A 21,291-nucleotide genomic window follows, 5' to 3' on the forward strand; every position below is an offset into this window, starting at 1 on the left:
CCGGCGAATCCGGGCGCCGGCCCGGGCCCGACGGGGCGTCGGGGACGGCCGGCCGGGGCTCGCTTCGGGCGGGTGCGGATGGGTACCGTCTCGGTGCGGCGGGATGTGCGACGTGAGGGCGGGTGGCGGGGCGATGGCGGGCGGCTCGTGGTGGCGCGAGGACGGGTCGGCGGACGGCGCGGACAGCGGGGAGAGCGTGTACGTGCCCGCGCAGGCGCCGCCGCCGCCGGCCCCGGCCGTCCCGCCGCCGCCGACGGTGCCGCCGCAGCCGGCGGCGCCGCCGGTCGGGTTCGACAAGCCGCGCCTGCCGCCGGCCGACCTGCTGCCGCCCGGGCCGTCCCCGGACGAGGTGGACCGGGCCGCGCGGTGGGCGGAGGGGCGCGGCCGGGCCGACGTCACCTCGGTGTTCCCCGGCTGGACCGAGGTGTACTTCGACCTGCCGACGGAGGAGCCGGAGCCGACGGCGGCCCCGAGCCGGAGCCGGAACCCGAGCCCGTGCCCGAGCCGGAACCCCCGCCGAGCCGCGCCCCGGCCTCGGCAGGCAGGTCCTGCGCCTGCTGTTCGGCAAGCCGCAACCGGCCCCCGAGGCCGCGCCGGAAGCCCCGCCCGCGGCCCGGCGGGCGGCGGGGCGCGGCGGCCCGCGCCGCTGCTGCTGCTCGGCGCGCTGCTGCTGGTCGGCGGCGCGGTGGTCGGCAACCTGCTGGTGATGCTGCTGGGCTGGGGCCTGGCGTACCTGTCGAGCGGGCTGTCCGACCTGATGAAGAAGTTCGCCGTGCTGGGCATCCCGCTGCTCACGGTGTCCGGCCTGACGCTGTGGAACTGGGGCCGGGAGAAGGGCCGCTGGGGCGCCGCGCTGGCCCCGGGCACCGATGCGGGCCACGCCACCTGGGCGGCCGCGCCGGGCGTGCTGCGGATCGCGGCGGGCCTGACGGCGCTGTTCCTGCTGGCGGTGACGCTGCGCCGGCGCCGCTCGTAGCCGGGCGGGTTCAGCCCGCGCCGAGGATGTGCAGCAGGTCGGCGATCAGGAAGTGCGCGCCGGTGTAGCCGATGCCCTGGAACCAGAGGCGGTCGTCGACGGGGAAGGCGCGGTGGGCGCGGACCGCGCCGAGGGTGCGCCAGGCGGGGGAGGCGAGCGCGGCGTTGAGGCCGTTGCGGTCGGGGTCGCCGTACCCGGCGTAGAACAGCACGTCGCCGTCGGCGCGGGCGAGCTGGTCGGGGGCGGTCTCGACGGCGAACTGGTCGGTGTTCTGCGGGTCGGGCCGGGGCAGTCCGAGGTCGGCGAGGACGCTGCCGGGGAAGTTCTGCCGGGCGTACAGGCGGACGGTGGGGGAGCCCTCGACGAACCGGACCAGGCTGACGTGCTGCCCGGTGAGGCCGGCGGCGGCGAGGGCCCGGCCGGACTGGTCGAGGTGGCGGGCGTAGGCGGCGACCACGGCGGCCGCCTGCTCGCGGCGGTCCAGGGCCTCGGCGTGCAGGTGGAAGTTCTCCTTCCAGGGGGCGCCGGTGGTCTGCGTGAGCACGGTCGGGGCGAGGCCGCGCAGGAGGTTCAGGTGGGCGGCGTCCCGGGTCCGGTTGGAGAGGATCAGCTGCGGGCGCAGGCTGGCGATCGCCACCGGGTCGGGCGGGTCGCCGATGTCGCCGACCACGGCGATCCGGGCCAGCCAGGAGGCCGGCCAGTAGTCGGGCAGGCCCGGGGCCAGGGGCGCCTTGGCGGCGCCGACCGGCGGGATGCCGAGGGTGATCGCGGAGTCCAGTTCGGCGGTGTCCAGGGTGATCACCCGGGTCGCCCCGCCGGGCACGGCGACCGGCCCGTCCGCGCCGTCGACGGTGACGCTGGGTGTCGGGCTGGGGCTGGGCGAGGGCGAGGGCGGCGGCGAGCCGCCGGCCGTCCCCGGCAGCGGCGGGGCGGCGGGCAGTTCGTGCGGGCCGCAGCCGGCCAGCAGGACGGCGCCGAGCCCGGCGAGGGCGGCACGGCGCGAGAGCGGGGGCGGCACCTGGGACCTCCGGCGGCTCCGGTGGCACGGTCGGACTCCAGCAGTATGTCCGTAATGCGGTCCTCCGTCCGGCTTTTCCGGGCGAATCCGCCCTGACTAGGCTGGCGGCATGGCTCTCACCGTCGGCTTCGACCTCGACATGACGCTGCTCGACACCCGTCCGGGCATCAGGACCACCTACGACGCGCTGGCCGCCGAGACCGGGACGTTCATCGACTCCGAGCTGGCGGTCAGCCGGCTGGGGCCGCCGCTGGTGCACGAGCTGGCCCACTGGTTCCCGGCCGAGCGGGTGGACGCGGTCGCCGACCGGTACCGGGAGCTGTACGTGGAGCACGCGGTGTCCGGCTCGCTGGAGCTGCCCGGCGCACTGGCGGCGGTCGCGGCGGTGCGGGCGGTCGGCGGCCGGGTGCTGGTGATCACCGGCAAGTGGGAGCCGAACGCCCGCCGCCACCTGGACGCCATCGGGCTGGAGGTGGACGCGCTGGTCGGCGACCTGTGGGCGGAGACCAAGGGCGACGCGCTGCGCGAGCACGGTGCGCACGTGTACGTCGGCGACCACCTGGGCGACATCCGGGGCGCGCGGGCCGCCGAGGCCGTCGCGGTCGGCGTGGCCACCGGCCCGTACAGCGCCGCCGAACTGGCCGCGGCGGGCGCGGACGCGGTGCTGCGCGACCTCACCGAGTTCCCCGACTGGCTGGCCGCGCACCTGGCCTGACGGCCGCTCAGGAGGCGGCCGCGGCCTCCCGGGCGGCGCGCCGGCGGCGGGACTCGGCGCGGGCGGTGGCGAACAGGCCGACCAGCGCCACCAGCAGCCCGAGCGGCATCATCATGGACAGCCCCCACGCGATCGACGGCAGCCGCGGCAGGTCGAGGAGGTACGGCACCACGGTGGCGATGGTGGCGAGGGTGCCGAGAACGAACACCACGCCGCCGACGCGGACCAGGTTCTCACCGAGATCGCGGGACCGACCAGTCACTGCTGCACTCCTTCGCGCGGGCTTTGTGCCAGTTTCCCACGTGTGTCCCCGCCGATCGGCGGGGGCACGGGCGCGCGCATTCCACCTGAACGCTCAGGATTCCCAGGAAGCTCTCAGGCATGCTGAATCCTTCGGGGAAATCGGCAGGGAACGAGGGCGCGCGGCGGCATGGGTCTGACCAGTCACAAGGTGCTGGCACTGTCGGCACTGGTCTCGGCGCTGATGGTGGCCGGCACGGTCTGGCTGTGGCCCCGGCTGGCCCGGCAGAGCTGGCGGGCGGTGCTCGGCCGGCTGGGCACCATCGTCGGCACCCAGCTCGCGGTGATGTGCACGCTGGGCCTGCTGGCCAACAACTACTTCGCGTTCTACAGCAGTTGGGCCGACCTGCTGGGCACCGGCGACGACGGCCCGGTGACCATCCAGAACCAGCTGCTCGGCCGCACCCGCGGCGTGGAGCGGATCAGCGCGGAGAACGTCCGCGACACCGGCGCGATGGGCCGCGACCCGGGCCAGGTCGGCCGGCTGGAGAAGGTCCGGCTGCCCGGCGCGGCCACCGGCCTGTCCACCGAGGGCTACGTCTACCTGCCGCCGCAGTACTTCCAGCCCGGCTTCAAGGACAAGCACTTCCCGGCAGCGATCGTCATCACCGGCTTCCCCGGCGACGCCAAGAACCTGATCACCAAGCTGAACTACCCGGCGGTGCAGCTGAAGCTCAGCACCGAGGGCAAGGCCAAGCCGACCGTCCTGGTGCTGATGCGCCCGTCGCCGGCGATGCCCCGCGACACCGAGTGCGAGGACGTGCCGGGCGGCCCGCAGTCCGACCGCTACTTCAGCGCCGACGTGCCGGCCGCGCTGCGCTCCTCGTACCGGATCGCCGGCGGGCCGGGCAGCCTCGGCGTGATCGGCAACTCCACCGGCGGGTACTGCGCGCTGAAGCTGGCGATGCGTCACCCGGACGTGTTCTCCGCCGCGGTGTCGCTGTCCGGCTACTACAAGGCCGCCGAGGACCCGACCACCGGCGACCTGTTCGGCGGCGACCAGCAGCGCCGCGACGAGGCCGACCTGACCTGGCGCCTCGGACACCTGCCGGCCCCGGGCACCGCGCTGCTGGTCGGCGGCAGCCGGGAGGGCGACGGCGACTACTTCGCCGAGACCGAGCGGTTCCGGGCCGCCGCCAAGGGCACCGCGACCACCGTCTCGGCGATCACCCTCGACACCGGCGGGCACAACTTCAACACCTGGTCGCGGATGCTCCCGGCCTCGCTCGGCTGGCTCGGCGGGCACCTCTCCGACCCCTCCTGACCGGCCCCGCGTCACTGCGCGCAACTCGGTGCGCGCAAAGAGTTTCGACCCGCGCCGACCCCGGGTATGCAGCCATCGCGCGGGCGGACCAGCGGCTGGTCCACGAGATGCCCGCCCCGAGCCGACGGGAGGTGTGGGCCGATGGACGGCGCAGCAGGCGCGAGGCACGGCCACACCCCGGCCCGGAATCCCGTCGCCGTTCCGGCGCACGCTGAGGGATCATTGCCCCACTGAGTGACCAGGCCGCCCGTTCCCGGCGGCCGAGCCGCACATCCATCCGCGACCCGACGGGGTCGCTCGCACCCGACACCGAGGACTTTTCGAGATGCCCACCGGCCAGGTCAAGTGGTTCAACGAGACGAAGGGCTACGGCTTCCTGTCGCGCGACGACGGGGGCGAGGTCTTCGTCCACACCAAGGCGCTGCCCGCGGGCGTCACCACCCTGAGGCCCGGGCAGCGCGTCGAGTTCGGCATCGCCGCGGGCCACCGCGGCGACCAGGCGATGAGCGTGACGCTGCTGGACGCGCTGCCGTCGGTGGCGGCGAACCAGCGCAAGAGCGCCGACGACATGGCCCCGATCGTGCAGGACCTGATCACCAAGCTGGACAGCGTCCTCCCCGGCCTGCAGCGCGGCCGCTACCCGAGCAAGCCGGAGGGCCAGAAGATCGCCATGGTGCTGCGCGCGATCGCCGACCAGTTCGACGTCTGACCCCGGCTCAGGGTCCGGCCCCTGCCCAGGGCCTGACCCTGGCTCAGGGGAACGCCAGCGCGCCCGGGTCGACGGCGGGGACGAGTCCCTGCTCGGCGGCCCGGGTGAGCAGGCCGCGCACCGCGGCGTAGCCGTCCTCGCCGAGGTCGGCGGTGAACTCGTTGACGTACAGCCCGATGTGCTGCTCGGCGACGGCCGGGTCCATCTCCTGGGCGTGCGCCAGCACGTACTCCCGGGAGGCCGCCGGGTCCGCCCAGGCCTGCCGCACCGAGGCCCGCACGGTGTCGGCGAGTCCGCGCAGCCGCTCGGCGCCCAGCGAGCGCCGGGCCACGATCGCGCCCAGCGGGATCGGCAGCCCGGTCGCCGCCTCCCACGCCTCGCCCATGTCGGCCAGGCAGTGCAGCCCGTACTGCCCGTACGTGAACCGGGCCTCGTGGATCACCAGGCCGGCGTCCACCCGGCCGTCCCGCACGGCCGGCATGATCTCGTGGAACGGCAGCACCACGATCTCGCCGAACCCGCCCGGCACCGCCTCCGCCGCCCACAGCCGGAACAGCAGGTACGCGGTGGAGCGCTCGCTCGGCACGGCCACCCGCCGCCCAGCCAGCTCGGCCGCGTCGAGCGGCGCGGCGGTCAGCACCAGCGGCCCGCAGCCCCGGCCCAGCGCCCCGCCGCACGGCAGCAGCGCGTACTCGTCCAGCACCCACGGCAGTTGGCCGTAGGAGATCTTCAGGACGTCCAGTTCGCCGCGCTCGGCCAGCCCGTTGGTGACGTCGATGTCCGCGAACCGGACCTCGGGCGCGTCCGCGCCCGCGACCAGGCCGTGCGCCCAGGCGTGGAACACGAACGTGTCGTTCGGGCAGGGGGAGTAGGCGACACTCAGCGGCTCGGCCATGGCGGGACCTCCTGGAGCAGACGGGACACCGGCAGCGCCGCGAAGGCCCGCTCCAGGGCCGCCAGCGCCTCGCCGATCCGCCAGGCCGCGCGGTCGCGCGGCCCGACGGCATTGGACACGGTCCGCAGCTCCCCCGCCGCGAGGCCGAAACGGGCGGCCGCCTCGGCCACCCCGAACCCCTCCATCGCCTCGGCCAGCGCCCGCGGGTGACGCTCCCTCAGCCGCTCGGCGCGCCGCGCCGAACCCGTCGCCGTGGAGACCGTCAGCACCTCGCCGACCGCCCCGCCGGTCGCCCCCGCGAGCAGCTTCGCCAGCTCGTCCGGCACCGCGTACCGGGCCGTGCCGAAGCCCAGCTCGGTGACGTCCGCGAAGCCGTCCGGCGTCTCCGCGCCCAGGTCGGCCGCCACCAGGGCGTCCGCGACCACCAGCGACCCGATCGGCGCGGCGGGCGCGAAACCGCCCGCGATGCCCGCCGACAGCACCAGCCGGAACCCGCCGCGGGACAGCGCCACCGCGGTGCCGGCCGCCGCCGCGGCCGGGCCGACGCCCGCCGCCAGCACCTCGACCCGGGGGTCCTCGCCGAGCCCCCGGCGCACCGCCTCGGCCTCCGCGGGCACGGCGACGACGACGAGCAGCCCGGCGGCGGGGCCGGACTGCTCGGGACGGAGCTCAGCGGTCATCGACCGGAGGTTCAGCTCTTCTGGTTGTTCAGGTTGAAGAACCAGACCGCGTAGTACTCGTTGGTCTGCTGGTCGACCGCGGCGACCGTCACCATGGTCCGGTCGTCACTGGTCATCAGGGTGGTCGCCGAGACCGAGCCCGAGTAGGTCAGCCCGGTGGCGCCCTGCATGATCGGCATGCGGTTCTGGCCGGAGCCGGTGAAGGCGTACCAGCCCTTCTCCGCCAGGTCCTTCGGCACACCCACGCCGACCCGGTCGCTCGCGCGCACGTCGAGGCTGGTGAGCTTCTTCGCCTCGGAGTCCTTCGCCGCCTGCTGGGCGCACTTGGTGAGGTCCGCGTCGGAGATCGCCTTGCCGCCGTTGAAGCAGGCCGGCTCGGCGCGGACCGTCGAGGTCCCGACGACCAGCGTGGCCTCGTTCTTGGCGGGCTTGCCGTTGTCCACGGCCGTGTAGATGCCGAAACCGGCAAGACCGGCGCCGACGACGACGGCGGCGGCGAGTCCGGCGGTGACGGGGGTGCTGAGGCTCATGGGCAAGAGGCTACTCGCCTTCCGTGATCACACGACGCCGGGGTGCCCGAGTCGCGCGAGGTTACGCCACGCGCGGACGCGCCGACGACCGGCGCGGCCCGACCCGCAGCAGCGACCGGAACGTCCACAGCAGCATCAGCGCCGTCACCCCCGCCGCCACCCACAGACCGAGCACCGGGTTCAGCGGCAGCGAGATGCCCACCACGCCGCCCACCACCCAGCTCAGCTGCAGGGCCGTCTCCGACCGGGCGAACGCCGAGGTCCGCACCGCCTCCGGCACGTCCCGCTGGATCAGCGCGTCCAGCGCCAGCTTCGCCAGCGAGGCCGCCATGCCCGAGGTCGCCGCCACCACCGTCACCGTCACGATGCCGTACCAGAGCGCCGCCGCGGCCGCCGCCAGCGTCGCCAGCAGCAGCATCACCGTGACCGTCACCTCCGAGCCGCGGGTCCGCAGCCACGAACCCAGCACCGAGCCCAGCGCGTTGCCCAGGCCCGCCGCCGCCGCGACCACGCCCAGCGCCACCGTCTCCGGCAGCCCGCCCGGCGGGTGCTGGCGGATCAGGAACGCCAGGAACATCACCAGGAACCCGACCAGCCAGCGCAGCGCCGCCACCCCGCGCAGCGCCATCACCACCGACGGCCCGACCGCCCGCAGCACTCCCTTCGGCCGCGGCTCGGACGGCTCCGCGTGCAGCTCCGCCCGCTGCTCGCCCTTCGCCGAGTCCACCTGGTGCGGCAGGTGAAAGGCCATCAGGGTGCCGATCACGAACACCACGAACGCCCCGCGCAGCGGCCAGGCCGGCCCGAGCAGGTGCAGCAGCCCGCCCACCCCGCCCGCCACCAGGGTCGCCACCAGACCCGCCAGCGTCACCCGCGAGTTCGCCTTCACCAGCGACAACTGGGACGGCAGCAGCCGCGGCACCACCACGCTGCGCACCACCCCGTACGCCTTCGAGGACACCAGCACGCCCAGCGCCGCCGGGTACAACGCCAGCCCGCCGCCCGGCACCAGACCCGCCATCACCCACGCCAGCACCGCCCGGGCCAGCATCGCCATCGCCACCGCCGACCGCCGGCCGTTCGGCAGCCGGTCCAGCAGCGGCCCGATCACCGGGGCCAGCACCGCGAACGGCGCCATCGTGATCACCAGGTAGAGCGCCACCCGGCCGCGGGCCTCGCCGGTCGGCACCGAGAAGAAGATGGTCGACGCCAGCGCCACCGTGATCAGCATGTCGCCGAACGAGTTCAGCGCGTGCAGCTCGATCAGCTTCGCCAGGCCCGATTCGCCCGCGCCCTCCGCCGAGGTCGCCCGGCGGATCCGCCGGCCCGTGCCGTGCACCACCCGCCCCGTGCGCACCCCGGCCGCCGACGCGCCCGCGCCCACACCCCGCGCGGCTTCACCGTCGGCGCCCCCGCGCCGTCCTGACCGGCCGTCGGACGCGGCTCATCCGCCTCCGGCTCGCCGGGGGCCGCGGGATGCTGCCGCGGCGCGGCTGACGGCTCCGGCCGGCTCTCCTCCTGCCCGGGGCGCAGTCCGTGCTGCGGCGGGTTCTCCTCCGCCACAAGCCCATCCTGCCCGACAAACACACGCCGTACGAGTGATTGCCCGCGGCACGGCGCGCCCGCGCCCACGGCCCCGGACTGTGCTCCACCGCCGACCGGCGGGTAGCCTGCACTACGCGCCTGCCCGGCCTGCGCAAGGGGGTGGCGGACCGGGGCGGCGCGGCCCGGCCACGGAGCGGTCCCCGGTCGAGCAGAATGGATCGGTCCCGCGTCGGCGGGGGTTGCTCCGGTGACGTGGCAGCAACCGGTGCGAGCCCGCCCAGCGGGGGCCGTCTCGGGACAGACCGCAGGATGACAGGACTGGGAGAGAACCGACGCCGTGAGTGCTGCGATGCGAAGCCGTACCCCTGACCGGCTCTGTGCCGAGGCCGTCGATCTCGCCCGCCAGGCAGTCGTGGAGAGCGTCGGAGAGACCTTCGTCGGCCCCCACGTGAAGGCGAACGCGGACGCCGAGCGGGTCGTCACCCACACCTTCGAGTGCCTCGACCCCGCCTACCGGGGCTGGCACTGGGCGGTGACCGTCGCCCGCGCCCCGCGCGCCAAGAACGTCACCCTCGACGAGGTCGCGCTGCTGCCCGGCCCCGACGCCGTCCTCGCCCCGCAGTGGGTGCCGTGGAGCGAGCGCCTGCGGCCCGGCGACCTCGGCCCCGGCGACCTGCTGCCCACCGGCGCCGACGACCTCCGCCTGGAGCCCGGCTGGACCGGCGAGGACGAGCCCGCCCCCAACTCGGTGCTGGCCGAAGCCGCCGAGGACGACCTGGTGATCGCCGAACCCGGCATCCAGCCGCCGCCGGCCCGCGCCGAGATCGGCGCCGTGGCCGACGAGCTGGGCCTCGGCCGCCCCCGCGTGCTCTCCCGGAGGGGTCTGCACCAGGCCGCCGAACGCTGGGAGACCGCGTACGGGCCGCAGACGCCGATGGCGCAGTCGGCCCCCGCCTCGTGCAACACCTGCGGCTTCCTGGTCCCGATCGGCGGGTCGCTCGGGCAGGCGTTCGGCGTCTGCGGCAACGAGTTCGGTCCCGCGGACGGCCAGGTGGTCTCGCTCGCGTACGGCTGCGGCGCGCACTCCGAGGCCGCGGTCCTGCCGGCCCCGCCGGTCCCGTCCGAGCTGATCCTCGACGAGACCGTCGTCGAACCGCTCCACATCCACCCCGACCGCACCTCCGGCTCCGTCGAGCCGGACGCGCCGGCGGAGGAGCTCGGGCACTCGTAGCGGCACCGCGGGGATCCGCGCGCGGCGGGAGGCACCCGACCGCGGGGTCGGAGCGCGGGGCGACGACTTGCACGTGATCGCGGCCTTGCTGACGTGCGCTCATTGCCCGCGCGGTTCCCCGCGCCCCGGTCGGTGCGCCTCCTGCCGCCAAAGCCCCTGGCAGAATGCCGACTCGTACGCAGACCACGCGAAGGGCGGCTCGGCACGTGGAGTCTCGGATCATCGGCAGCGCGGCGTCCCCCGAGGGCCCGGACGTCTTCGACACGGGCCGGCTGCGGCGGACGGTGCTGGAGGCGTGGGCGGCGGCGCCCTCGCGGTTCCGGGAGGACGCGAACGCCGAGGAGGAGCTCGCGCTCGGAGGCTACCGGGACCGGCTGATCGTCGAGCTCGCGCAGAACGCCGCCGACGCGGCCGCCCGCGCGGGGGTCACCGGCCGCCTCCGGCTGACCCTGCGGGACGGCGTGCTGGCGGCCGCGAACACCGGTGCGCCGCTGGACGCGGAGGCCGTGGAGTCGCTGTCCACGCTGCGGGCGTCCGCGAAGCGCGGGGACGAGCAGGCGGTGGTCGGCCGGTTCGGCGTGGGGTTCTCCGCGGTGCTGGCCGTCAGCGACGAGCCGGCCGTGCTGAGCCACCCGGGCGGGGTGCGCTGGTCGCTCACCGACGCGCGGGCGCTGGTCGCCGAACGGCCCGAACTGGGCGAGGAGTTGACGCGCCGTGAGGGCCACGTGCCGCTGCTGCGGCTGCCGTTCCCGGCGGAGGGCCGGGCCCCGGAGGGCTACGACACCGTCGTGGTGCTGCCGCTGCGCGACCGCGCCGCCGAGGACCTGACGGGCCGGCTGCTCGCCGCCGTCGACGACGCGCTGCTGCTGACCCTGCCGGGCCTGGCCGAGGTGGTGGTGGAGACCGCCGAGGACGTTCGCACCCTGACCCGCGCCGAGAACCCGCCGCAGCCCGAGCAACTGCCCACCGTCACCGTCACCGACGGGACGCGCAGCACCACCTGGCAGACCGTCGGCGCGTCCGGGACCGCCGCCGCCGAACTGCTCGCCGACCGCACCACCGAGGAGCGGGCCCGCCCGCAGTGGACGCTGACCTGGGCCGTGCCGGTGGACGAGCAGGGCCGCCCGCAGCGGCCCGCCACCGCCGCCGTGGTGCACGCGCCGACGCCCAGCGAGGAGCCGCTCGGGGTGCCCGCGCTGCTGATCGCCTCCTTCCCGCTGGACCCGACCCGCCGGCACGTCGCACCCGGACCGCTCACCGACTTCCTGGTCGAGCGCGCTGCCGACGCGTACGCGGACCTGCTCCGCACCCGCGGCGCCGACGTGCACTCGCTGGACCTGGTGCCGTCCCCGCTCGGCACCGGCGCACTCGACAACGCGCTGCGCACCGCGATCCTGGACCGGCTGCCCGGCACCCCGTTCCTGCCGCACCCGCGCGGCACCGAGGAGGGCACCCCGGCGCTGCGGCCGCGCGACGCGGTGGTGCTGGAGGGCGCCGACCACTCGGTGGTGGAGGCGCTCGCCCCGATCTTCCCCGGCCTGCTGCCGGCCGGCCTGGAGCGCCGCACCGAACTGCGCACGCTGCGGGTGCGCCGCGTCCCGCTGGCCGAGGTGGTCGACCAGCTGGGCGGCCTGGAGCGCGAACCCGCCTGGTGGCGCGGCCTGTACGCGGCACTGGAGGGCGCCGACCCGGAGGCGCTCGGCGCGCTGCCCGTGCCGCTCGCCGACGGCCGCACGGTGACCGGCCCGCGCCGGGTCCTGCTGCCGTCCGACCCGGCCGACTGGGCCGGCTTCGAGGGCTACCCCGAGTCGCTGGCCGAGGCCCTCGACCTGCTCGACCTGCGGCTGGCCCACCCGGACGCCGCGCACCCGCTGCTGGGCCGGCTCGGCGCCGTCACCGCCACCCCCGCCGGCCTGCTGGAGACCCCCGAACTGCGCGCCGCGGTCGCCCGTTCGCTGGAACTCGGCGAGGACGACTACGACGCCGCGGTGGACCTCGCGGACGCCGTCCTGGCGCTGGTGAAGGCCGCCGCCCCCGCCCCCGGCGAGCACCCGTGGCTGGCCCGGCTGGCGCTGCCCGACGACGAGGGCGAACTCGCCCGCGCCGGCGAACTGCTGCTCCCCGACAGCCCGTTGGCGCACCTGGCGGGCGAGGACGAGGTCGCGTTCGTGGACGAGGACCTGCTGGAGCGCTGGGGCCCCGAGGTGCTGGCCGCGGCCGGCGCGCTCACCGGGTTCACGCTGGTCCGCGCCGAGGACGTGGTGCTCGACCCCGACGACCTGGAGCGCCTCGACCCCACCGCCTCCGCCGACCGCGCCGCCGGCGGCACCCCCACCGGCCTGATCGACGAGGCCCCCGACGGCCTCGCCGACTGGTGCGAGGACGCCCTGGAGTCCCTGCACGCCGACGACGCGGCCGAGTTGGGCGTCCCGCCGGTGGCCGCCGAACTGCTCGCCGTCCGCGACCTCGACCTGGTCGCCGACGACGCCTGGCCGGAGGCCCTCGCGCTGCTCGCCCGCCCCCCGTACCGGGACGCGGTGGTGACGCCCGTCCGCACCCTGCTGCCCGACGGCACCTACACCGACCTGCCGCCGTACACCGCCTGGTGGCTGCGCGACCACCCGGTGCTGGACGGCAAGGAGCCCGCCGGCCTGCGCGCGGCCGGCGCCGACCCGCTGCTGCGCGGCCTGTACGACGAGGCCCGGACCAGCCTGGACCCGCAGTTCCTGCACGCGCTCGGCGTCCGCACCACGCTGGCCGCGCTGCTCGCCGAGCCGCACGGCCCCGAGGAGCTGATCGACCGCCTGACCGACCCGCTCTCCGTCGTGACCCACCGTCAACTGCACGGCATCTACAGCGCGTTGGCCGCACTGCCGGCCGAGCGGGTGGAGCCGCTGGACGTGGTGCGGGCACTGGCCCCGCTGGACGACCGCACCGGCCGCCGGGACGACGCCACGGTGATCGTCGACGCCACCGCCGCGGTCGTCGCCGACGCCCCCGACCTGGTCGAGCTGCTGCACGACCACCCGGTGCTGCCGGTCCACCCGGCGCTCGCCCCCGCGCTGGCCGAGCGGCTGCACGTCTCGCTCGCCAGCGAGGTGGCCGGCGGCCGGGTGCTGTCCGAGGGCACCCTGCACCGCACCCCCGCCGTGGTCCGCGAACTGCTCCCCGGCTGTCCCGCCGTCTACGAGGAGCACGAGGAGCTGCTGGTCGTCGGCCCCGACGGCGAGGACGCCCGGGTGGACTGGCGCTGGGACCCCGCCGCCACCGCGCCCGAGCAGCCCTACGACCCCGAGGACGCGGACGAGGCCGACGAGGACGACGAGTTCGAGGTGCCGCCCGTCCCCGGCCTGCTGCACGCCGCCACCCCCGAGGGCCTGGCGGCCGGCCTCGCCTGGTCGGTGCAGCAGTGGCACCGCCGCTTCGAGATCCTCGCCGCGCTCACCGAGCCCGACCGGGCGTACGAGCTGCTGGCGGCGCGCGACTACGAGTGACGTCCGCGCAGGCCCGCCCGCCCGCCCGGCGGGAGGGCCTACGCGGCGTCGGGCTCCTTCTTCTCGACGAACACCCGCGAGGTGACCTCCAGCAGGCACCCCGCGACGGCGGCGATCGCCACGCCGGTCAGCGGGTCGCGCCAGCCGACCAGCTGGAGCTGGAAGAAGTCCGACAGCCACGGCACCACCAGCACCAGCGCGAACGCGCCGGACATGGCGCCGATCAGCAGCAGCCGCCACCAGGTGTACGGCCGGGCGACGATCGCCAGCACCCAGATCGCCACGATGAACAGCGTCAGGGTGGCGACCGAGGTGTCCGCCTTCAGCGCCGTCCCGCTGTCGCTGCGGGCCAGCGCGTAGGCGACGAAGGTCGCGGTGCCGCAGATGATCCCGCCCGGCACCGCCAGCCGCAGCACCCGCCGCACGAAGCCGGTCCGGGCCCGCTCGTTGTTCGGCGCCAGCGCCAGGAAGAACGCCGGGATGCCGATGGTCAGCGAGGACAGCACCGTCGAGTGCCGGGGCAGGAACGGGTACGGGACCTGCGTGAACACCACCAGCAGCGCCAGCAGCACCGAGTAGACGGTCTTCACCAGGAACAGCCCGGCCACCCGCTCGATGTTGCCGATCACCCGGCGGCCCTCGGCGACCACCGACGGCAGGGTGGCGAACCGGTCGTCCAGCAGCACGATCTGCGCGACCGCCCGGGTCGCGTCCGAGCCGGTGCCCATCGCCACGCCGATGTCGGCGTCCTTCAGCGCCAGCACGTCGTTCACGCCGTCGCCGGTCATCGCCACCGTGTGGCCCCTGGACTGCAGCGCCCCCACCAGGGCGCGCTTCTGCTGCGGGGTGACCCGGCCGAACACGGCGGTGCGGTCGGCGGCCTCGGCGAGCTGCTCCGGGGCGGTGGGCAGCGTGCGGGCGTCGGTCGCGGTCTCCGCGCCGGGCAGGCCCAGGTGGGCGGCGACCGCGCCGACCGACACCGCGCTGTCACCGGAGATCACCTTCGCCCGGACGTGCTGCGAACGGAAGTAGCGCAGGGTGTCCGCCGCGTCCTCGCGCAGCCGCTGCTGAAGCACCAGCAGGGCCAGCGGCTCCAGCTCGGACGCCGGGTCGGGGCCGTCCAGCGGCAGCGGGCTGCGGCCCAGCAGCAGCACCCGCAGGCCCTTCGCGCCGAGCTCGTCGACCTCGGCCAGCGCCGGGTGCCCGGCGGGCAGCAGCACGTCCGGGGCGCCGAGCAGCCAGCTGCCCTCGCCGCCGCCGGGCTCCAGCAGCTGGACGCCGCTCCACTTGCGCGCCGAGGAGAACGGGATCGCCTCCAGCACTCGCCAGCGGCCCTCCTCCGGCGGCCCGTACGCGTCGATGACGGCCTGCATGCTGGGGTTCGGGCGGGTGTCGGCCGCGCCGATCGCGCCGAGCGCCTCGGCGAGCCGGGCCCGCGCGCCGTCCTCGTCGGTCAGCGGGCGCAGGTCGACCAGGTCCATGCCGCCCTCGGTGAGGGTGCCGGTCTTGTCCAGGCAGACCGTGTCGACCCGGGCCAGGCCCTCGATCGCGGGCAGCTCCTGCACCAGGCACTGCTTGCGGCCCAGCCGGATCACGCCGATCGCGAAGGCCACCGAGGTCAGCAGCACCAGGCCCTCCGGGACCATCGGCACGATCCCGGCGACCATCCGCCGGACGGCCTCCTTCCAGTCGTTGCGCTGCACCGCGAGCTGGCTGACGATCAGGCCCAGCGCGGTCGGGACCAGCAGGTAGGTGATGATCCGCAGGATCTGGTCGATGCCGCTGCGCAGCTCCGACTTGACCAGGGTGAACCGGCTGGCCTCCTCGGCGAGCTTGGCGGCGTACGCCTCCCGGCCGACCTTGGTCGCGGTGAACGCGCCCGCGCCGGCCACCACGAACGAGCCCGACATCACGTGGTCGCCCGGGTGCTTGAGCACCGGGTCCGGCTCGCCGGTCAGCAGCGACTCGTCGATCTCCAGGCCGTCCGCCTCGGTGACGGTGCCGTCCACCACGGCCTTGTCGCCGATGCCGAGCAGCACGGTGTCGTCGAGCACGATCTCGCCGGTGCCGACCTGGACGGCGGCGCCGTCCCGGCGGACCTGCGGGCGGGCCTCGCCGATCAGCGCCAGGCTGTCCAGGGTCTTCTTGGCGCGCATCTCCTGCACGATGCCGATCGCCGTGTTGGCGACGATGACGAGGCCGAACAGGCCGTCCTGGATCGGGCCGACGACCAGGATGATGCCGAACATCACGCCGATGATCGCGTTGAACCGGGTGAACACGTTGGCGCGGACGATCTCCCGCACCGACCGGCTGGAACGCACCGGGACGTCGTTGACCTGCCCGCGGGCGACCCGCTCCGCGACCTCGGCGGCGGTCAGCCCGGGTCGGTACGCCCCGCCCGCGCCGGAGGGGTGCGAGCCTGGGCTCGCCGGGGCCGTGCCTTCCGCTGGGTGCGTCATGGCACCGACTCTAGGTGGGCGATTTGGGCGTTGCGTCCCACCCCGGTCGGATTCGGGCCGGACGAGTGGCGGGCCGCCCGGGCGCTACTGGACCGCGTCGGAGGTCTCGGCCGCCTCCGCGGCCCGGGCGCGTCGGATCGCATCCCGGCGGGCCCGGCAGTACTTCAGGCCGATCAGGCCGAGCAGGCCGCCGGACAGGCAGATCCACGGCCAGCTGCCGTGGCCGTGGTCGGACAGCCGGCCCTGGAACGGCAGCAGCACCACGAAGCCGACGAACCACAGCACCGTGCCGGTGCCGACGATGGCGACGTCGTTCGCCTCTAGCGGCGGGGGAGCGGAGCGCAGCGCGGTCTTGGGCATGCGCCTAGCGTACGGGGCGCCCCCGGCGGGCCGGGAGGGACGGTCGGTCGGCCGAAGACGATCGATCATGATCGTAAGGGCCTCGCTCTACGCGCGAAGATGGCGCGTGCACGACGGGCATCGCCATACTGAAAGTCTCCCCCACCTCTGCCTCACCCGATCGAGGACGCCCGAATGTCTCAGGCCCAGTCGACCACCGCGTCGCCCGAGCCCTCCCAGAACGCGCCGCAGCCCCCGTCCGGCGCCCTGGACCGCTTCTTCCGGATCTCCGAGCGCGGCTCCACGCTGCCGCGCGAGATCCGCGGTGGTGTCGCCACGTTCTTCACGATGGCGTACATCCTGGTGCTCAACCCGATCATCCTGGCCTCCGCCACGGACATGAACGGCGCCCACCTCAGCAGCGCCCAGCTGGTCACCGCGACCGCGCTCACCGCCGGTCTGACCACCCTGCTGATGGGCGTCATCGGCAACGTCCCGATCGGCCTGGCCGCGGGACTCGGCGTCAACACCATCGTGGCGCTCCAGCTCGCCCCCAAGATGACCTGGCCCGACGCCATGGGCATGGTCGTGCTGGCCGGCTTCGCGATCATGCTGCTGGTCGCCACCGGCCTCCGCGAGCGCGTCATGAACGCCGTCCCGCTCGGGCTCCGCAAGGCCATCGCCATCGGTATCGGCCTGTTCATCGCGCTGGTCGGCCTGGTCGACTCCGGCTTCGTCTCCCGCATCCCGGACGTCGCCCACACCACCGTCCCGCTGCAGCTCGGCGCCGGCGGCCACCTGCACGGCTGGCCCGTCCTGATCTTCATCCTCGGCCTGCTGCTCACCATGGCGCTGGTCGTGCGCAAGGTTCCCGGCGCGATCCTGATCTCGATCGCCGTGATGACCGTCGCCGCCGTGATCATCCAGAACTTCGCGGACCTCGCCCCGGAGAACTGGGGCCTCACCGTCCCGGCCTGGCCCGGCAACCCCGTCGCCACCCCGGACTTCGGCCTGGTCGGCCAGGTCAGCCTGTTCGGCGGCTTCTCCAAGGTCGGCCTGCTGACCGGCATCCTGTTCGTCTTCACCGTGCTGATGAGCTGCTTCTTCGACGCGATGGGCACCATCCTCGGCGTCGCCGACGAGGCCCACCTGCTCGACGAGAAGGGCGACCTGCCCGGCATCAACAAGGTCCTGATGATCGACGGCATCGCCACCGCGGCCGGCGGCGCGACCTCCTCGTCCGCCAACACCTGCTTCGTCGAGTCCACCGCCGGCGTCGGCGAGGGCGCCCGCACCGGCTTCGCCTCCATCGTGACCGGCGCGCTCTTCCTGGTGGCGCTCTTCCTCACCCCGCTGGCGACCATGGTCCCCGCGCAGGCCGCCACCCCCGCCCTGGTCACCGTCGGCTTCCTGATCCTGGCGAACTCCATCAAGGAGATCGACTGGTCCGACTACACCATCGCGATGCCGGCCTTCCTCACCATCGTGATGATGCCGTTCACCTACTCCATCACCAACGGCATCGGCTTCGGCTTCATCGCCTTCTGCCTGCTGCGCGTCGTCGCCGGCCGGGCCCGCACCGTCCCGATCCCGATGTACGCGGTCGCCGCGGTCTTCGCGTTCTACTACCTGATGCCGGCCCTCGGCCTGCTCTGACCCCAGGTCGCCCGACGGCCCTCCCCCGCGTTCGCGGGGGAGGGCCGTTCGCGTTGCTGCGGGTCAGGCGGTGGTGCGGGCGACCAGGTCGTCGATGGTCTGGGCGGGGCGGAGGAGTTCGAAGCGGACGGTGCCGTCGGGGTCGGTGCGGGCGCCGTGGACGGGGGGTTCGGGGAGGGAGTTGTAGCTGAAGTGGTGGGAGGCGTAGTAGGCGCCGGTGTCGAGCAGGCAGACCAGGTCGCCGGGGTCCAGGAGGGGGAGCGGGCGGTCGCGGGCGACCAGGTCGCCGGCGAAGCAGCAGGGGCCGGCGATGTCCTGCGGGACGGGGTCGCCGTGCTTGGCGGCGCCGGTCGGGTGGTGGGCGGTGACGCGCAGCGGCCAGCTGTCGGGCATGAAGACGGTGCGGGTGGCGACCTGGGCGCCGGCGTGGCCGACGGCGATGGCCCGGCCGCCGGCCTGCTTGGTGTACTCGACGTAGGAGGCGGTGAAGCCGGCCTTGGCGAGGACGGAGCGGCCGAACTCGGTGACCAGCCGGTAGCCGCCGTCGAACAGCGCGGGGGCGTGCCGGCGGAGCTGCTCCACATAGGCGTCGAAGCCGGGGGCGATCCGGTCGTCGGCGAAGTTGACGGGCAGGCCGCCGCCGAGGTCGATGCCGGTGACCTGGCGGCGGCCGAGCTCGTGGTTGATCCGTTCGGCGAGGTCGACGGTCGCGCCGACGCCGGCCGCCATCAGGGACAGATCGACGCCCTGCGAGCCGACGTGGCAGTGCAGCCCGCTGAGCCAGGGGCGGGCGCGGAAGGCGTCGACCAGGCGGTCCGCGTAGCCGGGGTCGGCGAGCGGGATGCCGAACTTGGAAGTGGCGGTGGCGGTGCTCATCGCCGCGATGCTGCCGCCGCCGACCTGCGGGTTGACCCGGACGCCGATCCGGGAGGCGGTGGGGCGGCCGTTCAGCAGGTCGTCGACGCGGGCGAGCTCCTGCCAGTTGTCGATGTTGACGGCGACGCCGAGGTCGAGCGCGAGGGCGAGTTCGCGGCGGGTCTTGGCGGGGGAGTCGAGCACGATCCGGTCGGGCGCGAAGCCGGCCGCGAGGGCCTGCGCGAACTCGCCGGGGCTGGCCACCTCGCAGCCCATGCCGAGGCCGCGCAGCCGGCGCAGCACCGGCCCGAGCGGGTTGGCCTTGGCCGCGAAGGCGTGCAGCACGTCGAGCCGGGCGGGGAACGCGGCGTGCAGGGCGGCGACGGTCTCGGTGACGGCGTCCAGGTCGAGGAAGGCGGCGAGCGGGGTCTCCTCCGGGTCGAGCAGGCCGTCGCGGACGGCGGCGCGGAGGAGGAGTTCGCGGCGTTCGGGGCCGATCAGGGGCTGGTGGTCGGTCATGGGGCACGCTCCGCGCGGTGTCGGCAGGACGGGGGACCGGGCCCGGTGCGGGTGCCGGGCCGGGCCTCCAGCGTGCGGTTCGGGGTGCCGCCGTGTCTGTGCCCGCCGCGCCGGGTTTCGGCGGGCGCGGCGGTGCGCGCGCACGGCGGGGCGCGGGCGGGCGGCGGCGTCCGGTGCGGGAGGACGGGACGGGCGGGCCGGACGGGTGCGGGACGGCGGGCGGCGGCCGGTACGGCGGCGGGGCGGTGTCCGGACACCGGTTCGGCGGCCCGGAGCGGTGTCAGGACACGCCCGGGTCCCCGTGGTCGAGCAGCCGCAGCTGGAGGTGGGCGAGCAGCCGGGCGTCGGGGTTGTCGACGTCCAGGCCGGAGACCTTCAGGACCTTGTTGTGGAAGCGGCCGGCGAAGGTGGTGCGGGCCACGCCCAGGGAGTCGGCGGCGCGGCCGAGTTCGCGGGAGTGGTCGAGGTAGGCGCGCAGGGCGTCCAGCAGGCTGCGGTCGCCGCCCCGCTCGGCGTGCGCGACCAGCCGGGACACCGAGGTGCGGACCGGCAGCGGCAGGTCGCGGAGGGTCTCCAGGACGTGCCGCAGGGCCACCGCGTCGGCGACCTCGTCGACGGTGGCGCAGCCCAGCTCGGCGCGGCCGAACCGGAGCCCGCTCAGGGCCAGGTCGGCGGACTCGCGGGAGCGGGAGGCGTGGTCCAGCCGGCCTTGGACCGGGCCGAGGCCGGCCAGCACCGGGGTGCGCAGCCGGGCCGAGAGGTCGGCGGCCAGGCGGCGGCCGAAGTCGGCGACCTGGAGTTCGGCGGTGGGCGGGTCGGCCGCCAGGCCGGCCAGCAGGATCAGCACGCCGTGCTCGGCGGGGAGCACCAGGGAGCTGCGGCCCGGGCCGGCCGGGTGCCAGCCGGCCAGCCGCTCCAGCCGGACCCGCAGGTCGTCGTCGACCGGGCCGGCCGGGCCGACGGACAGCACGGCGCAGGGGCGGTCGGCCGGTATGCCGCTGTGCCGGGCGAGCAGGGCGCCGGAGCCGCGGCCGTCCAGCACCGAGCGGGCGGCCTCGGCGAGCAGTTCGCTGCGGCCGTGGTGCCGGGAGCGGTGGTGCAGCAGGTGCGCGGCGGCCAGCCGGGCGGCGACCTGCAGGGCCTCGGCGGCGCTGTCCTGGAGCCGGCCGCCGGAGAGCGCGGCCACCCAGATCGAGCCGAGGCGTTCGCCGCCGGCCTGCACGGCGACCGCCATCCGCTCGGGGATGTCGCCCTCGGCGCGGCGGTGCAGCACCCGGTCGGTGGACCAGAGTTCCTTGAAGAAGCCGCCCTCGGTCATCGCCCGGCGGCGCTCCTCGGGGACCTGCCCGGTGGAGATGGTGAGGATCCGGATCGGGTCGAGTTCGGCGCTCTCGGCGTAGTGCGCGAGCACCCGGGAGTCCGGGTCCTCGATGGTCACTGCGCCCTGCACCTGGACGGCGATCAGCCGGGCCAGGCCGCCCAGGTCGCCGAGCGGCACGTTGGCGCTGCCCGGGGCGGGGCCGGTGGCGTTGGCGGCCCGCAGGGTGGTGATCACCCGCGGCCAGTCCACCCAGGCGGTGCGGAACAGCAGTGCCGTGCCGGCCTGTTCGGCGACCGCCCGCAGCTCCTGCTTGCGCCGGCCGTCGCGGGCCTCGCGCAGCACCACGCCCGCCACCTCGGCCTCCCCGGCGGCGCGCAGCAGTGCCTCGGCGGCCGCGCCCTGCGGGTCGACGCCGACGCCGACCAGCAGGTCGCCGCGGCCGGCCGGACGGTCGAGCGGGTCGAACACCACCAACTGCCGGACGGGCGCCTGGGCCCGCGGCAGCGTGGCGGTCTCGATCAGCGGGCCGACCAGGTCGAGCAGTTCCTCCAGGGACTGCGGCCGCACCACCGGCCGGTCCCACGCGTCCCCGTCCATCCGGACGACCTCCCCGGGTGCGCATGCGTGACGGACCGTCAGACCGGGTCGGCTGCGGTCGAGTCGGGCCATCGTAGGGCCCCGGGCCGCGGCGCGGCGGAAAACCGGAGGTGCCGGGGGTGGGCGGGCGGCTAGCGTGGGCGCGTCCTCGGGCGGCTGTTTACCGCTCTGTTCGTGGCGCGAGC

General features: G+C 75.4%; 17 protein-coding genes. 7 read left to right on the plus strand and 10 right to left on the minus strand.

All coding sequences use genetic code 11. From position 1 onward, the window contains the following. Positions 1 to 103: 103 nt before the first annotated feature. Positions 104 to 976: a hypothetical protein gene (locus KCH_RS37615; protein ID WP_157032136.1), complete on the plus strand. Its 873-nt coding sequence runs from the start codon at positions 104 to 106 to the stop codon at positions 974 to 976. A 10-nt stretch (positions 977 to 986) separates the two neighbouring features. Here the strand turns inward: KCH_RS37615 and KCH_RS20650 are convergent, their stop codons facing one another. Continuing rightward, positions 987 to 1,994: an ABC transporter substrate-binding protein gene (locus KCH_RS20650; protein ID WP_035865001.1), complete on the minus strand. Its 1,008-nt coding sequence runs from the start codon at positions 1,992 to 1,994 to the stop codon at positions 987 to 989. Positions 1,995 to 2,103: 109 nt separating this feature from the next. Here KCH_RS20650 and KCH_RS20655 point away from each other — a divergent pair, with 109 nt between their 5' ends. After that, a complete protein-coding gene (locus tag KCH_RS20655) occupies positions 2,104 to 2,709 on the plus strand; it encodes an HAD family hydrolase (RefSeq protein WP_035865003.1) in 606 nt (201 codons plus the stop codon). Positions 2,710 to 2,716: 7 nt separating this feature from the next. Here the strand turns inward: KCH_RS20655 and KCH_RS20660 are convergent, their stop codons facing one another. Beyond that, a complete protein-coding gene (locus KCH_RS20660; protein ID WP_035865006.1) occupies positions 2,717 to 2,971 on the minus strand; it encodes a hypothetical protein in 255 nt (84 codons plus the stop codon). 168 nt (positions 2,972 to 3,139) lie between these two features. Here KCH_RS20660 and KCH_RS20665 point away from each other — a divergent pair, with 168 nt between their 5' ends. Together KCH_RS20665 and KCH_RS20670 are read left to right on the plus strand one after the other, a co-directional pair. Continuing rightward, positions 3,140 to 4,273: an alpha/beta hydrolase gene (locus KCH_RS20665; RefSeq protein ID WP_035865008.1), complete on the plus strand. Its 1,134-nt coding sequence runs from the start codon at positions 3,140 to 3,142 to the stop codon at positions 4,271 to 4,273. A 325-nt stretch (positions 4,274 to 4,598) separates the two neighbouring features. Further along, complete coding sequence (locus KCH_RS20670) at positions 4,599 to 4,982, plus strand: cold-shock protein (protein WP_035865009.1); 384 nt, start codon at positions 4,599 to 4,601, stop codon at positions 4,980 to 4,982. Between the two features lie 43 nt (positions 4,983 to 5,025). Here the strand turns inward: KCH_RS20670 and KCH_RS20675 are convergent, their stop codons facing one another. The 4 genes from KCH_RS20675 to KCH_RS20690 form a co-directional block, all read right to left on the minus strand. After that, positions 5,026 to 5,877: a 1,4-dihydroxy-6-naphtoate synthase gene (locus KCH_RS20675; protein WP_035865011.1), complete on the minus strand. Its 852-nt coding sequence runs from the start codon at positions 5,875 to 5,877 to the stop codon at positions 5,026 to 5,028. Beyond that, positions 5,862 to 6,557: a futalosine hydrolase gene (locus KCH_RS20680; RefSeq protein WP_035865015.1), complete on the minus strand. Its 696-nt coding sequence runs from the start codon at positions 6,555 to 6,557 to the stop codon at positions 5,862 to 5,864. Before KCH_RS20680 ends, KCH_RS20675 begins: the two co-directional genes overlap by 16 nt. Before the next feature lie 11 nt (positions 6,558 to 6,568). Next, on the minus strand, positions 6,569 to 7,087 hold the full coding sequence (locus tag KCH_RS37620; protein WP_051653275.1) for a hypothetical protein: 519 nt from the start codon (positions 7,085 to 7,087) through the stop codon (positions 6,569 to 6,571). 61 nt (positions 7,088 to 7,148) lie between these two features. Continuing rightward, the gene (locus KCH_RS20690; RefSeq protein WP_035865017.1) at positions 7,149 to 8,471 is read right to left on the minus strand and encodes an MFS transporter; all 1,323 of its coding nucleotides are present in this window, start codon (positions 8,469 to 8,471) and stop codon (positions 7,149 to 7,151) included. A gap of 510 nt (positions 8,472 to 8,981) precedes the next feature. Here KCH_RS20690 and KCH_RS20695 point away from each other — a divergent pair. Together KCH_RS20695 and KCH_RS20700 are read left to right on the plus strand one after the other, a co-directional pair. Next, positions 8,982 to 9,863 carry a DUF3027 domain-containing protein gene (locus tag KCH_RS20695; protein WP_035865020.1) on the plus strand — a complete coding sequence of 294 codons (882 nt, stop codon included), beginning with the start codon at positions 8,982 to 8,984 and terminating at the stop codon, positions 9,861 to 9,863. A 206-nt stretch (positions 9,864 to 10,069) separates the two neighbouring features. Beyond that, positions 10,070 to 13,357: a sacsin N-terminal ATP-binding-like domain-containing protein gene (locus KCH_RS20700; protein WP_157032137.1), complete on the plus strand. Its 3,288-nt coding sequence runs from the start codon at positions 10,070 to 10,072 to the stop codon at positions 13,355 to 13,357. Positions 13,358 to 13,395: 38 nt separating this feature from the next. On the opposite strand, the gene KCH_RS20705 is transcribed toward KCH_RS20700, so the two are convergent. Both KCH_RS20705 and KCH_RS20710 read right to left on the minus strand, forming a co-directional pair. Beyond that, on the minus strand, positions 13,396 to 15,819 hold the full coding sequence (locus tag KCH_RS20705) for an HAD-IC family P-type ATPase (RefSeq protein WP_035865030.1): 2,424 nt from the start codon (positions 15,817 to 15,819) through the stop codon (positions 13,396 to 13,398). 84 nt (positions 15,820 to 15,903) lie between these two features. After that, complete coding sequence (locus KCH_RS20710; RefSeq protein ID WP_035865033.1) at positions 15,904 to 16,179, minus strand: DUF2530 domain-containing protein; 276 nt, start codon at positions 16,177 to 16,179, stop codon at positions 15,904 to 15,906. 174 nt (positions 16,180 to 16,353) lie between these two features. On the opposite strand from KCH_RS20710, the gene KCH_RS20715 reads away from it, so the two are divergent. Continuing rightward, a complete protein-coding gene (locus KCH_RS20715) occupies positions 16,354 to 17,814 on the plus strand; it encodes an NCS2 family permease (RefSeq protein WP_035865035.1) in 1,461 nt (486 codons plus the stop codon). A gap of 63 nt (positions 17,815 to 17,877) precedes the next feature. Here KCH_RS20715 and KCH_RS20720 read toward each other — a convergent pair whose 3' ends face one another. Both KCH_RS20720 and KCH_RS20725 read right to left on the minus strand, forming a co-directional pair. After that, positions 17,878 to 19,188 carry a type III PLP-dependent enzyme domain-containing protein gene (locus tag KCH_RS20720; protein ID WP_051653276.1) on the minus strand — a complete coding sequence of 437 codons (1,311 nt, stop codon included), beginning with the start codon at positions 19,186 to 19,188 and terminating at the stop codon, positions 17,878 to 17,880. Between the two features lie 280 nt (positions 19,189 to 19,468). Further along, positions 19,469 to 21,106 carry a helix-turn-helix domain-containing protein gene (locus tag KCH_RS20725; protein ID WP_035865037.1) on the minus strand — a complete coding sequence of 546 codons (1,638 nt, stop codon included), beginning with the start codon at positions 21,104 to 21,106 and terminating at the stop codon, positions 19,469 to 19,471. Positions 21,107 to 21,291 lie beyond the last annotated feature (185 nt).

Origin of the sequence: Kitasatospora cheerisanensis KCTC 2395, from assembly GCF_000696185.1 — a bacterium.
GTDB classification, from domain to species: Bacteria; Actinomycetota; Actinomycetes; order Streptomycetales; family Streptomycetaceae; genus Kitasatospora; species Kitasatospora cheerisanensis.

What these genes read in the sequence shown, in the direction of transcription:
- KCH_RS37615 (WP_157032136.1), top strand. Translation starts at nt 104, where the DNA reads ATGTGCGACGTGAGGGCGGGTGGCGGGGCGATGGCGGGCGGCTCGTGG.
- KCH_RS20655 (WP_035865003.1), top strand. Translation starts at nt 2,104, where the DNA reads ATGGCTCTCACCGTCGGCTTCGACCTCGACATGACGCTGCTCGACACC.
- KCH_RS20665 (WP_035865008.1), top strand. Translation starts at nt 3,140, where the DNA reads ATGGGTCTGACCAGTCACAAGGTGCTGGCACTGTCGGCACTGGTCTCG.
- KCH_RS20670 (WP_035865009.1), top strand. Translation starts at nt 4,599, where the DNA reads ATGCCCACCGGCCAGGTCAAGTGGTTCAACGAGACGAAGGGCTACGGC.
- KCH_RS20675 (WP_035865011.1), bottom strand. Translation starts at nt 5,877, where the DNA reads ATGGCCGAGCCGCTGAGTGTCGCCTACTCCCCCTGCCCGAACGACACG.
- KCH_RS20680 (WP_035865015.1), bottom strand. Translation starts at nt 6,557, where the DNA reads ATGACCGCTGAGCTCCGTCCCGAGCAGTCCGGCCCCGCCGCCGGGCTG.
- KCH_RS37620 (WP_051653275.1), bottom strand. Translation starts at nt 7,087, where the DNA reads ATGAGCCTCAGCACCCCCGTCACCGCCGGACTCGCCGCCGCCGTCGTC.
- KCH_RS20695 (WP_035865020.1), top strand. Translation starts at nt 8,982, where the DNA reads ATGCGAAGCCGTACCCCTGACCGGCTCTGTGCCGAGGCCGTCGATCTC.
- KCH_RS20705 (WP_035865030.1), bottom strand. Translation starts at nt 15,819, where the DNA reads ATGACGCACCCAGCGGAAGGCACGGCCCCGGCGAGCCCAGGCTCGCAC.
- KCH_RS20710 (WP_035865033.1), bottom strand. Translation starts at nt 16,179, where the DNA reads ATGCCCAAGACCGCGCTGCGCTCCGCTCCCCCGCCGCTAGAGGCGAAC.
- KCH_RS20715 (WP_035865035.1), top strand. Translation starts at nt 16,354, where the DNA reads ATGTCTCAGGCCCAGTCGACCACCGCGTCGCCCGAGCCCTCCCAGAAC.
- KCH_RS20720 (WP_051653276.1), bottom strand. Translation starts at nt 19,188, where the DNA reads ATGACCGACCACCAGCCCCTGATCGGCCCCGAACGCCGCGAACTCCTC.
- KCH_RS20725 (WP_035865037.1), bottom strand. Translation starts at nt 21,106, where the DNA reads ATGGACGGGGACGCGTGGGACCGGCCGGTGGTGCGGCCGCAGTCCCTG.